General features: G+C 72.4%; 11 protein-coding genes and 1 rRNA gene. 11 read left to right on the top strand and 1 reads right to left on the bottom strand.

The window, feature by feature from the left end:
- Window positions 1-25: 25 nt before the first annotated feature.
- On the bottom strand, window positions 26-817 hold the full coding sequence (locus ACYVID_RS10825; RefSeq protein ID WP_460736885.1) for a maleylpyruvate isomerase N-terminal domain-containing protein: 792 nt from the start codon (window positions 815-817) through the stop codon (window positions 26-28).
- A gap of 95 nt (window positions 818-912) precedes the next feature.
- Between ACYVID_RS10825 and argC the strand changes: the two genes are divergently transcribed.
- The 11 genes from argC to ACYVID_RS10770 all read left to right on the top strand — a co-directional run.
- Window positions 913-1,950 (top strand): N-acetyl-gamma-glutamyl-phosphate reductase, encoded by a 1,038-nt coding sequence (argC, locus tag ACYVID_RS10820; protein WP_460736883.1) that lies wholly within the window; start codon window positions 913-915, stop codon window positions 1,948-1,950.
- Window positions 1,947-3,098 (top strand): bifunctional glutamate N-acetyltransferase/amino-acid acetyltransferase ArgJ, encoded by a 1,152-nt coding sequence (gene argJ, locus ACYVID_RS10815; RefSeq protein ID WP_460736881.1) that lies wholly within the window; start codon window positions 1,947-1,949, stop codon window positions 3,096-3,098. Before argC ends, argJ begins: the two co-directional genes overlap by 4 nt.
- Before the next feature lie 50 nt (window positions 3,099-3,148).
- Window positions 3,149-4,081 carry an acetylglutamate kinase gene (gene argB, locus ACYVID_RS10810; RefSeq protein WP_460737077.1) on the top strand — a complete coding sequence of 311 codons (933 nt, stop codon included), beginning with the start codon at window positions 3,149-3,151 and terminating at the stop codon, window positions 4,079-4,081.
- Window positions 4,078-5,256 (top strand): acetylornithine transaminase, encoded by a 1,179-nt coding sequence (locus tag ACYVID_RS10805; protein WP_460736879.1) that lies wholly within the window; start codon window positions 4,078-4,080, stop codon window positions 5,254-5,256. The genes argB and ACYVID_RS10805 overlap by 4 nt, the downstream gene beginning before the upstream one ends.
- A 1-nt stretch (window position 5,257) precedes the next feature.
- On the top strand, window positions 5,258-6,211 hold the full coding sequence (gene argF / locus ACYVID_RS10800; RefSeq protein ID WP_460736877.1) for an ornithine carbamoyltransferase: 954 nt from the start codon (window positions 5,258-5,260) through the stop codon (window positions 6,209-6,211).
- On the top strand, window positions 6,208-6,846 hold the full coding sequence (locus tag ACYVID_RS10795) for an arginine repressor (RefSeq protein ID WP_460736875.1): 639 nt from the start codon (window positions 6,208-6,210) through the stop codon (window positions 6,844-6,846). Before argF ends, ACYVID_RS10795 begins: the two co-directional genes overlap by 4 nt.
- Window positions 6,843-8,273 carry an argininosuccinate synthase gene (argG, locus tag ACYVID_RS10790; protein WP_460736873.1) on the top strand — a complete coding sequence of 477 codons (1,431 nt, stop codon included), beginning with the start codon at window positions 6,843-6,845 and terminating at the stop codon, window positions 8,271-8,273. Before ACYVID_RS10795 ends, argG begins: the two co-directional genes overlap by 4 nt.
- On the top strand, window positions 8,273-8,788 hold the full coding sequence (locus tag ACYVID_RS10785) for an NUDIX hydrolase (protein ID WP_460736871.1): 516 nt from the start codon (window positions 8,273-8,275) through the stop codon (window positions 8,786-8,788). The genes argG and ACYVID_RS10785 overlap by 1 nt, the downstream gene beginning before the upstream one ends.
- The gene (gene argH / locus ACYVID_RS10780; RefSeq protein WP_460736869.1) at window positions 8,785-10,263 is read left to right on the top strand and encodes an argininosuccinate lyase; all 1,479 of its coding nucleotides are present in this window, start codon (window positions 8,785-8,787) and stop codon (window positions 10,261-10,263) included. Before ACYVID_RS10785 ends, argH begins: the two co-directional genes overlap by 4 nt.
- Window positions 10,247-10,849: a DNA-3-methyladenine glycosylase gene (locus ACYVID_RS10775; RefSeq protein WP_460736867.1), complete on the top strand. Its 603-nt coding sequence runs from the start codon at window positions 10,247-10,249 to the stop codon at window positions 10,847-10,849. Before argH ends, ACYVID_RS10775 begins: the two co-directional genes overlap by 17 nt.
- 469 nt (window positions 10,850-11,318) lie before the next feature.
- Window positions 11,319-11,422 (top strand): 16S ribosomal RNA (locus ACYVID_RS10770); the annotation flags it as partial.

The following is an 11,422-nucleotide window of genomic DNA, read 5'->3' as shown; positions in this document are numbered from 1 at the left end:
GTTGCGCGTGACCCGTCGCCAGGTCTCAGTCGATCGGCTGGTCCACGGCGTCCAGGAACGCCGCGAACGCCGCCTCGGACCCGCTGACCGCCAGCCGCGCGCGGTCCGTACGACGCCACAGCCACGCGTCCACGTCGGCAGCGCCCCCGCGCACGACCGCGTCGGCCGGCGCGTCGTCGGCGGCCCGCACGAGGTGCGGCACGTCGTAGGCCGTGCCCGACCCCGGGTCCGTGCCGGTGAACCGTCCGGTCCGCAGCACCAGCCGGTCCCCGGTGTCGGTGAGCTCGAGGGCCGTGGTGTGCCCGTCGGGGGTGAAGGCCCCCCACGCGGGCGGCTCGCCGCCCTTCATCACGTCCACGACCTCGGCCACGCCGTCCGCGGCGAGCTCGGCGGGCAGCGCGGTCACGGCGCCGGCGGCCAGCTCGGCGTCGAGCCGGTGGACCATCGCCTCGTGGGCCTGCCGTCGCTGGGTGAAGCCGACGGTCTGCTCGTCCGCCCACGTCCACGCCGGCTCGTCCGGCGGGAGCGAGCCCAGCAGCGCGGCGAGCCGCTCGGACGCCTCGTCGAAGAAGGCCAGCAGTCCCTCGCGGTCCGCGGGTCGCGCCGGGTGCTCCTCGGGCGGCCCGGCGGGGCGTGAACCGACGACCTCGCCCCAGAACCACTGGACCTCGCCGAGGTGCCACAGCAGGTCGTCGGCGTCCCAGTCCGGGCACGACGGCACCCGGGCCACCGCCGGGGTGGTGGTGAGGACGTCGCGGAAACGGGTTGACTCCCGACGCAGGTGGGCAACGTACTGGGCAGGGTCCAGGCGGCTCATGACCGCAACCTAGGCCGCGGCCACGTGATCGGCAGCCGACTTTCCCGCGCCGGACCACCCCGATTTCACATACTCATGCAGACCTTTGTATAGTCATGCACATGAGTCGCACGCGGGTCGCCGTCGCCGGAGCGAGCGGGTACGCCGGAGGTGAGCTGCTGCGCCACCTGCTGGCCCACCCCGAGGTGGAGATCGGTGCCCTCACGGGGGCCTCCAACGCCGGCCAGCCGCTCGGCGCCCTGCAGCCGCACCTCGTGCCGCTCGCCGACCGGGTGCTGGAGGAGACGACCACCGAGGTCCTCTCCGGCCACGACGTCGTCTTCCTCGCCCTCCCGCACGGGCAGTCCGGCGCGGTCGCGGCCGAGCTGGGGGAGGGCACCGTCGTCATCGACTGCGGCGCCGACTTCCGCCTGCAGGACCCCGCGGCCTGGGCCGCCTTCTACGGCGGCGAGCACGCCGGCACCTGGCCCTACGGCCTGCCCGAGCTGCCCGGGGCGCGCGAGCGCCTGCGCGGGGCCACGCGGGTCGCCGTCCCCGGCTGCTACCCGACCGTCTCGACGCTGACCCTCGCCCCCGCCGTGGCCGCCGGCCTGGTCGAGCCCGACGTCGTCGTGGTCGCCGCGAGCGGCACCTCGGGCGCCGGCAAGGCCGCCAAGCCGCACCTGCTCGGCAGCGAGGTCATGGGCAACGCCTCGGCGTACGGCGTCGGCGGCAGCCACCGGCACACGCCCGAGATCACGCAGAACCTGTCGGGCCTCGTCGGCGGCACCGTCAGTGTCTCCTTCACCCCGCTGCTCGTCCCGATGTCGCGCGGCATCCTCGCCACCTGCTCCGCGCCGCTGGCCCGCGACGTGGGTGCCGCCGAGGCCCGCGAGGTCTACGAGAAGGCGTACGCCGACGAGCGGTTCGTCCACGTGCTGCCCGAGGGGCTGTGGCCCCAGACCCAGTCGGTCACCGGCTCCAACGCCGTCCACGTGCAGGTGACCGTCGACGAGGCGGCCCGCCGCCTGGTCGCGGTCGGCGCCGTCGACAACCTCGCCAAGGGCACCGCCGGCGCCGCCGTGCAGTGCATGAACCTCGCGCTCGGCCTCGACGAGGGCACGGGCCTGACCACGATCGGACTCGCCCCGTGAGCACCACCGCCCCCGCAGGGTTCTCCGCCGCCGGTGTCGCCGCCGGCCTGAAGTCGACCGGCGCCAAGGACGTCGCGCTCGTGGTCAACCACGGCCCGACGTACGACTCCGCGACCGTCTTCACCTCCAACCGCTGCAAGGCCAACCCGGTCCTGTGGAGCCAGGAGGTCGTCAAGGACGGCACCGTCCGCGCCGTGGTCCTCAACTCCGGCGGCGCCAACTGCTACACCGGTGCGGAGGGCTTCCAGACCACCCACGCCGTGGCCGAGCGGGTCGCCGAGCGGCTCGGGATCGGCGCGATCGACGTGGTCGTCTGCTCGACGGGCCTGATCGGGCTGGCCAACGACCGCGACGACCTGCTCGCCGGCGTCGACGCCGCGCACGCGGCCCTCTCCACCGAGGGCGGTGGCGAGGCCGCCGAGGCGATCATGACCACCGACTCGGTCAGCAAGCAGGTCGTGGTCGAGGGCGCCGGATGGTCCATCGGCGGGATGGCCAAGGGTGCGGGCATGCTCGCCCCCCAGCTGGCCACCATGCTGGTCGTCCTCACCACGGACGCCGTCGTGCCGGCCGCCGACCTCGACACCGCCCTGCGTGCCGCGACCCGGGTCTCCTTCGACCGGCTCGACTCCGACGGGTGCATGTCGACCAACGACACCGTCACCGTCATGGCGAGCGGGGCCAGCGGCATCACCCCGAGCCTGGAGGACTTCACCGCCGCGCTCACCCAGGCCTGCACCGACCTGGCCATGCAGCTGCTCAAGGACGCCGAGGGCGCCGACCACGAGATCGCCATCACCACCCTCAACGCCGTGAGCGAGGAGGAGGCGGTCGAGGTCTCGCGCAGCGTCGCCCGCAGCAACCTGTTCAAGGCCGCCGTCTTCGGCAAGGACCCCAACTGGGGCCGCGTGCTCGCCTCCATCGGCACCACCACCGCAGCCTTCGACCCCGCCGACCTCGACGTCGCGATCAACGGCGTCTGGGTCTGCCGGCAGTCCACGCCCCACGAGGACCCGACGAAGGTCGACCTAGAGCCGCGCGAGGTCAGCGTGACGATCGACCTCAAGGCCGGCACCGAGCGGGCCACCGTCTGGACCAACGACCTGACCCACGCCTACGTCCACGAGAACAGCGCCTACTCCTCATGAGCGACGACACCACGAACGCAGCCACCAACCCCGCCCTGGACCCCGCGTCGATGGTCTTCAGCGAGGTCCCGCCCGCCGACTCCACGAAGGCCGGCGTCCTCGCCGGTGCCCTGCCCTGGCTCAAGCGCTACCACGGCAAGGTGGTCGTGGTGAAGTACGGCGGCAACGCGATGACCGACGACGCGCTCAAGCGCGCCTTCGCCGAGGACGTCGCCTTCCTCCGCTTCGCCGGCTTCAAGCCGGTCGTGGTCCACGGCGGTGGCCCGCAGATCTCCCAGATGCTCGACAAGCTCGGCATCGAGTCGGAGTTCCGCGGCGGGCTGCGCGTCACCACGCCCGAGGCGATGGACGTGGTCCGGATGGTCCTGGTCGGCCAGGTCCAGCGCGAGCTGGTCGGCCTGATCAACTCCCACGGCCCCCTGGCCGTCGGCATGTCGGGCGAGGACGCCGGTCTCTTCACCGCCGAGCCCACCAACACCATCGTCGACGGCGAGGAGGTCGACCTCGGCCTGGTCGGCGAGGTCGCCAAGGTCCGCCCCGAGGCGGTCCTCGACATCATCGAGGCCGGGCGCATCCCGGTCGTCTCCAGCGTCGCGCCCGACGTCCACGGTGCGGTGCACAACGTCAACGCCGACACCGCGGCCGCGGCCCTGGCGGTCGCGCTGGGTGCCGAGAAGCTCCTGGTCCTCACCGACGTCGAGGGGCTCTACCGCGACTGGCCCGACAGCGACGACGTCATCTACGAGATCAGCCCCGAGACCCTGGGTGAGCTGCTGCCCACGCTCGCCAGCGGGATGGTCCCCAAGATGGAGGCCTGCCGCAAGGCGGTCGCCGAGGGCGTCCCGCGGGCCACCGTCGTCGACGGTCGCGAGCCGCACGCCGTCCTGCTGGAGCTCTTCACCGACGAGGGCGTCGGCACCCAGGTGCTGCCCGGCGTCGAGACGAAGGTCCGCAAGGCCCGGAAGCAGGCGATGGTCAAGTGAGCACCCCCACGAGCGACCTCACCGAGCGCTACACCCACGCGCTGATGAACACCTTCGGCCCGCCCAAGCTGGCGCTGGTCCGGGGTGAGGGCACCCACGTCTGGGACGAGCACGGCAAGGAGTACGTCGACCTGCTCGGCGGGATCGCGGTCAACTCCCTCGGCCACGCCCACCCGGCCCTGGTCGCCGCGGTGACCGAGCAGCTGCAGACCCTCGGCCACGTCTCCAACTTCTTCACCACCGGCCCGCAGGTCGAGCTCGCCGAGAAGCTCCTGGCGCTGCTCGGCGGTCACGAGGGCAAGGTCTTCCTCGCCAACTCCGGCGCCGAGGCCAACGAGGGCGCCTTCAAGCTCACCCGGCGCACCGGCCGCACGCACGTGGTCGCGGCCGAGGGCGGCTTCCATGGCCGCACGATGGGCGCGCTCGCGCTCACCAGCAAGGCGGCCTACCGCGAGCCGTTCGAGCCGCTGCCGGGCGAGGTCACCTTCGTCCCGTACGGCGACGTCGAGGCGCTCGCCGCCGCCGTCACCGACCGGACCGCGGCGATCTGCCTGGAGCCGATCCAGGGCGAGGCCGGCGTCGTGGTCGCCCCCGACGCCTACCTCGCCGCGGCCCGCGCGGTCGCCGACGAGCACGGTGCGCTGCTGTGGCTCGACGAGGTGCAGTCCGGCGTCGGCCGCACGGGGGAGTGGTTCGCCCACCTGCGCCACGGCGTGGTCCCCGACGTGGTCACGCTCGCCAAGGGACTGGGCGGCGGCTACCCGATCGGTGCCGTCGTGGGTCTGGGCCGGGCCGCCGACCTGCTGCAGCCGGGCAACCACGGCACCACCTTCGGCGGCAACCCCGTCGCGTGCGCCGCGGCGCTCGCCGTGATCGCCACGATCGAGGGCGAGGGGCTGCTCGAGCACGTCGCCGTCCTCGGGCAGAAGATCCGCGACGGCCTGGCCGCCGACCCCCGGGTCACCGAGGTCCGGGGCGAGGGCCTGCTCATCGGCCTTGACCTGGTCTCCGAGACCGCGGCCCAGGTGGTCGAGGCCGCCCAGCACGCCGGCTTCATCGTCAACGCTCCCACGCCGCGCCGCATCCGGCTCGCCCCGCCGCTCGTCCTCACCGACGAGGACGCCGCCGCCTTCCTGGCCGCCTGGCCGGGCATCCTCGACGCCGCGGGGGTGTGAGGTGGCCGCCCCGACCCTGCGCCACTTCCTGCGCGACGACGACCTGAGCCCGGCCGAGCAGGCCGAGGTCCTCGACCTCGCGGCCGCCATGAAGCGCTCGCCGTACGACGCCAAGCCGCTCGCCGGACCGCAGTCGGTCGCGATGATCTTCGACAAGCCGACACTGCGCACCCAGGTCTCCTTCGGCGCCGGCATCGCGGAGCTCGGCGGCAACCCGATGCTCGTCGAGGGCAGGCTCGCCGGGATCGGGGTCCGCGAGTCCGTCGAGGACGTCGCGCGCGTGCTGGGCCGCCAGGTCTCCGTGGTCGTGTGGCGCACCTTCCACCAGTCCGACCTGGACACGATGGCCGCCCACGCCGGCGTCCCCGTGGTCAACGCGCTCACCGACGACTTCCACCCGTGCCAGCTCATCGCCGACCTGCTGACGGTCCGCGAGCACAAGGGCGACCTCGCCGGCCTGACCGTCGCCTTCGTCGGCGACGGCGCCTGCAACATGGGCAACTCCTGGCTGCTCGCCGGCACCACCGCCGGCATGCACGTGCGGGTCAGCGCGCCGGAGGGCTTCATGCCCTCGGAGGCGATGTTCGAGCGCGCCCGCGAGATCGCCGCGACCACGGGCGGCTCCGCGGTCGCCGAGCCCGACCCGCGCGCGGCCGTCACCGGGGCCGACGTCGTCGTCACCGACACCTGGATCTCGATGGGCAAGGAGAGCGAGGAGTCCGCGCGGGCCGCGGCCTTCGCGGCCTGGTCCCTGGACGCCGAGCTGCTCGCCTGCGCGGGGCCGGACGCCATCGTGCTGCACTGCCTGCCGGCGTACCGCGGCAAGGAGATCTCCGCCGACGTGCTCGAGGGCCCGCAGAGCGCGGTCTGGGACGAGGCGGAGAACCGGCGTCACGCACAGAAGGCCGTCATGGCGTGGCTGCTCCGGGCCGGGGAGGGGGCGTTGCTGCGATGAGCGAGCAGGCCCTGCGACCCACGACCAAGAACGCCCGGCACCAGCTGATCGTCGAGCTGGTCGGCTCCCGGGAGATCCACTCCCAGGGCGAGCTCGCCGTGCTGCTGGCCGAGAACGGCGTGCGCGTCACCCAGGCGACGCTGTCGCGCGACCTGGTCGAGCTCGAGGCCGTCAAGGTCCGCGGCGCCTCCGGCACCCTGGTCTACGCCGTGCCGGCCGAGGGCGGCGACCGCACCCCGCTGGCACCCGCCGACACCGCCACCGGCCGCGCGCGGCTGGCCCGCCTGCTGGCCGAGCTGCTGGTGAGCGCGGAGGCCAGCGGCAACCTCGTCGTGCTGCGCACCCCGCCGGGGGCCGCGCAGTTCCTGGCCTCGGCCTTCGACAAGGCCGAGCTCAACGACGTGCTGGGCACCATCGCCGGCGACGACACCGTGCTGGTCATCGGCCGCGACCCGATCGGCGGCGACGACCTCGCCCACCGCCTCCTGGCGATGGCCGAGCACCCGCCGGCCAGCCAGGGCCCGGTCTCCCTCCTGGACACCCCCCGGACCCCTGGCACCATCCCCCCGAGCACACCCCCGAGCACACCCCCGAGCACGACCGTCACCGACACAGACACCGAGGAGCACCCGTGAGCAAGGTCCTGACCACGTTGCCGAAGGGCGAGCGCGTGGGCATCGCGTTCTCCGGCGGACTCGACACCTCCGTCGCGGTGGCCTGGATGCGCGACAAGGGCGCCGTGCCCTGCACCTACACCGCCGACATCGGGCAGTACGACGAGCCGGACATCTCCGGGGTGCCCGACCGGGCCCTGCAGTACGGCGCCGAGATCGCCCGCGCCGTGGACTGCCGCCGCCAGCTGGTCGAGGAGGGTCTGGCCGCGATCGCGTGCGGCGCCTTCCACATCCGCTCGGGCGGGCGCGCGTACTTCAACACCACCCCGCTCGGCCGCGCGGTCACCGGCACCATGCTGGTGCGCGCCATGCACGAGGACGGCGTCGACATCTGGGGCGACGGCTCGACCTTCAAGGGCAACGACATCGAGCGGTTCTACCGCTACGGCCTGCTGGCCAACCCCGACCTGCGGATCTACAAGCCGTGGCTGGACCCGGAGTTCGTGCACGAGCTCGGCGGGCGCGCGGAGATGAGCCAGTGGCTGGTCGAGCACGACCTGCCCTACCGCGACTCGAAGGAGAAGGCCTACTCCACCGACGCCAACATCTGGGGTGCCACCCACGAGGCCAAGACCCTGGAGCACCTCGACGTCTCGCTGGAGACCGTCGAGCCGATCATGGGCGTGAAGTTCTGGGACCCCTCGGTGCAGATCGAGACCGAGGACGTGCGGGTCCGCTTCGACCAGGGTCGCCCGGTGGCGATCAACGGTGAGACCTTCCGCGACCCGGTCGCGCTGGTGATGGAGGCCAATGCGGTCGGCGGTCGCCACGGCCTGGGCATGTCGGACCAGATCGAGAACCGGATCATCGAGGCCAAGTCGCGCGGCATCTACGAGGCGCCGGGCATGGCGCTGCTGTGGATCGCCTACGAGCGGTTGCTCAACGCGATCCACAACGAGGACACGGTCGCGCAGTACCACAACGAGGGCCGCAAGCTCGGTCGGCTGCTCTACGAGGGCCGCTGGCTCGACCCGCAGGCGCTGATGATCCGGGAGGGCCTCCTGCGCTGGGTCGCCTCCCTGGTCACCGGCGAGGTGACGCTGCGGCTGCGCCGCGGCGAGGACTACACCGTGCTCTCGACCGTCGGCAAGGGCTTCTCCTACCACCCCGACAAGCTCTCGATGGAGCGCACCGAGAACGCCGCCTTCGGCCCGCTGGACCGGATCGGCCAGCTCACGATGCGCAACCTCGACATCGCCGACTCGCGCGCCAAGCTCGAGATGTACGCCGGGCAGCCGCTGGACCAGGGCCAGATCCTGGTCGAGAACGGCACGCTCTTCGGTGAGATCGAGCCGGGCGGCGCCAGCCGGATCGCCGAGAACGCCGAGCTCGGCCAGACCGGAGACGAGGCGCTGGACGCGGCGGCCATGGAGTTCGGCACCGATTGATGGACGAGCCGATGGTGACCACCCCCGGTGAGCCGACGCTGCGGGTCACCGCGCGGGTGCTGCCGGTCAACCACCGCGGCGAGGTGCTGCTGCTCCTCGACCAGGACCCCGGACGGCCGGGCGTCGCGCGCTGGGGCACCATCGGCGGTGCCGTCGACCCGGGGGAGACCCTGCACGACGCCGCCGTGCGCGAGATGCACGAGGAGACCGGGATCCGGATCGAGGCCGCCGACCTGGTCGGCCCGGTGCACCGTGACCTCGTGCCCTTCAGCTACGACGGTCGGTCGTTCCTCGGCGACTCGACGTTCTTCGCCCTCACGCTCGCGCACGACGTCGAGGTCGTCTTCGACCACCTCGAGCCCCTCGAGGTCGACAACGTGCTCGACCACGGCTGGTGGAGTCCCACCGACCTCGCCGCCGACGGTCGCGCGGTCTTCCCCGATCTCCCCGACATCATGATCAAGGCCGTCGAGGCCGTGGCCGACCTGGCCGCCGACGAGAGGAACCCCCAGTGACCGGCACCGCCGACCCGCTCGAGCCCGGCAAGGGCGAGGGCACCAACACCGGCAAGCTCTGGGGCGGTCGCTTCGCCGGGGGACCCTCGCCGGAGCTCGACGCGCTGTCCCGGTCGACCCACTTCGACTGGCGGCTCACGCCCTACGACCTCGCGGGCTCGCGGGCCCACGCCAACGCGCTGCACCGCGCCGGTCTGCTCTCCGACGCCGACCACGCCGAGCTGCTGCGCGGCCTCGCGGTGCTGGGGGAGCGGTACGCCGCCGGCGAGCTGCACCCCGACCCCACCGACGAGGACGTGCACGGGGCGCTGGAGCGGCTGCTCCTGGAGGAGGTCGGCCCCGACGTCGGTGGCCGGCTGCGGGCCGGCCGGTCGCGCAACGACCAGATCGCCACGCTGTTCAAGGTGTTCCTGCGCGACCACGCCCGCGTCATCGGTGGCCACGTGCTGGACCTCGTCGGGGCGCTGGCGACCCAGGCCGAGGCGCACCTGGGCTCGGAGGAGACCGGCGGCACCGGGCCGACGATCATGCCGGGACGCACCCACCTCCAGCACGCGCAGCCGGTGCTGCTGTCGCACCACCTCATGGCGCACGCCTGGGCGCTGCTGCGCGACGTCGACCGCCTGGCCGACTGGGACGCCCGGGTGGCCGGCGACTCGCCGTACGGCTCGGGAGCGTTGGCGGGCCAGTCCCTCGGCCTGGACCCGACCGGTGTCGCCGCGGAGCTGGGCTTCACGGGCTCGACCGCCAACTCCATCGACGGCACCGCCTCGCGCGACTTCGTCGCCGAACTGGCCTTCGTGGCCGCCCAGATCGGGGTGGACGTCAGCCGGATCGCCGAGGAGGTCATCCTCTGGGCGACGCACGAGTTCGGCTTCGTGACGCTGCACGACTCGTGGTCGACCGGGTCCTCGATCATGCCGCAGAAGAAGAACCCGGACATCTCCGAGCTGGCGCGCGGCAAGGCCGGCCGCCTCATCGGCAACCTGTCCGGCCTCATGGCCACGCTCAAGGCGCTGCCGCTGGCCTACAACCGCGACCTCCAGGAGGACAAGGAGCCGGTCTTCGACTCCGTCGACACCCTCGAGGTGCTGCTGCCTGCCTTCACCGGTCAGGTTGCGACGCTGGTCTTCCACGGGGAGCGGACCGCCGACCTCGCGCCCCGCGGCTTCTCCCTGGCGACCGACATCGCGGAGTGGCTGGTGCGACAGGACGTGCCGTTCCGGATCGCCCACGAGCTCGCCGGTGCCTGTGTCCGGGCGTGCGAGGAGCGGGGGATCGAGCTGCACGAGCTCAGCGACGAGGAGTTCGCCGCGATCTCCCCGCACCTGACCCCGGGGGTCCGCGAGGTGCTCACCGCAGCCGGATCGGTCGCCTCGCGTGACGGCCGCGGTGGCACGGCTCCGGTGCGGGTCCGCGAGCAGCACGCCGAGCTGGTGGCCCGCGCGGCCGAGCTGCGTGGCCGGCTCGCCTGACCTCTCGTCGCTCGCCGGGGACGTGCTCGACGTGGCGCCCCGGCTCCTCGGCGCGCATGTCTCGCACGCAGGCGTCACGGTGCGGCTGACCGAGGTGGAGGCGTACGCCGGGGAGTCCGACCCCGGCTCCCACGCCTTCCGGGGCCGGACCGACCGCAACGCAGTGATGTTCGGGCCAGCCGGGTTCCTGTACGCCTACCTCATCTACGGCATGCACGTCTGCGCCAACGTCGTCACCGGCACCCCGGGCACCGCCTCGGCCGTGCTGCTCCGGGCCGGCGAGGTCGTGGAGGGTCTCGACGTCGCGCGCGCTCGGCGGCCAGGCGCCTCCGACCGGGACCTCGCGCGGGGACCGGCCCGGCTGTGCCGTGCGTTGGCCATCGGTCTCGAGCACGGGGGAGCGGACCTGGCCAGGGGACCGGTCCGGCTGCACCTGGCCACGGAGCCGGTCGGTCCGGTGGCGACCGGACCACGGGTGGGTCTGCGCCAGGCGGCCGAGCACCCCTGGAGGTACTGGCTGGCAGGCGAGGCGACGGTGTCGGCGTACCGCCCCGCCGCACCGCTGCGGAGGCGTCCTCGCGGGTGAGGTGACCCCCGATTTTGTGTGCTCCCGGGGCATGTGTAATGTTCCTTCTCGCCGCGGCAAGCGGAACTCCTCGGAGCGAGGCCCTCGGGCCAGCTCGAACCAGGGGCTCTGTCATGTCCGCAGCACGGAGGCTCACCAGCCTGCCACAGCCCAGCAGCTCCCCGGAGTTGACGAGGCCGAGACAGACAGGTAAGTTTCTGCAGGTTGCCCCGCCGCCGGTCGCGAGAGCGAACGGGACGGTGCGCGTCTGATTCTTGAGAACTCAACAGTGTGTCATAGTCGACGAATTAGTTTGTTATGCCCCGTCGATCATCTGGGCCTTTTGGGGTCTGGTTGGTCGGTGGTTTCTTTGACAATGATTCTGACAAATTTCCTGATCGGTTTGTGCCGGTTGGGTGTCAGGGTTCTTCTGTCAGGGGCATCTCTTTTTCCATCGTCTGGCCTTTGGGTTGGGTGGTGGTGTTGTTTTTCAACGGAGAGTTTGATCCTGGCTCAGGACGAACGCTGGCGGCGTGCTTAACACATGCAAGTCGAGCGGAAAGGCCCTTTCGGGGGTACTCGAGCGGCGAACGG

The organism is Nocardioides ginkgobilobae (genome assembly GCF_054781275.1).
This window is presented reverse-complemented; position numbering and strand designations above follow the sequence as displayed.

Coding starts and splice junctions, on each gene's coding strand:
- ACYVID_RS10795 (WP_460736875.1), top strand. CDS start 6,208: ATGAGCGAGCAGGCCCTGCGACCCACGACCAAGAACGCCCGGCACCAG.
- ACYVID_RS10825 (WP_460736885.1), bottom strand. CDS start 817: ATGAGCCGCCTGGACCCTGCCCAGTACGTTGCCCACCTGCGTCGGGAG.
- argB (WP_460737077.1), top strand. CDS start 3,149: ATGGTCTTCAGCGAGGTCCCGCCCGCCGACTCCACGAAGGCCGGCGTC.
- ACYVID_RS10785 (WP_460736871.1), top strand. CDS start 8,273: ATGGACGAGCCGATGGTGACCACCCCCGGTGAGCCGACGCTGCGGGTC.
- argC (WP_460736883.1), top strand. CDS start 913: ATGCACATGAGTCGCACGCGGGTCGCCGTCGCCGGAGCGAGCGGGTAC.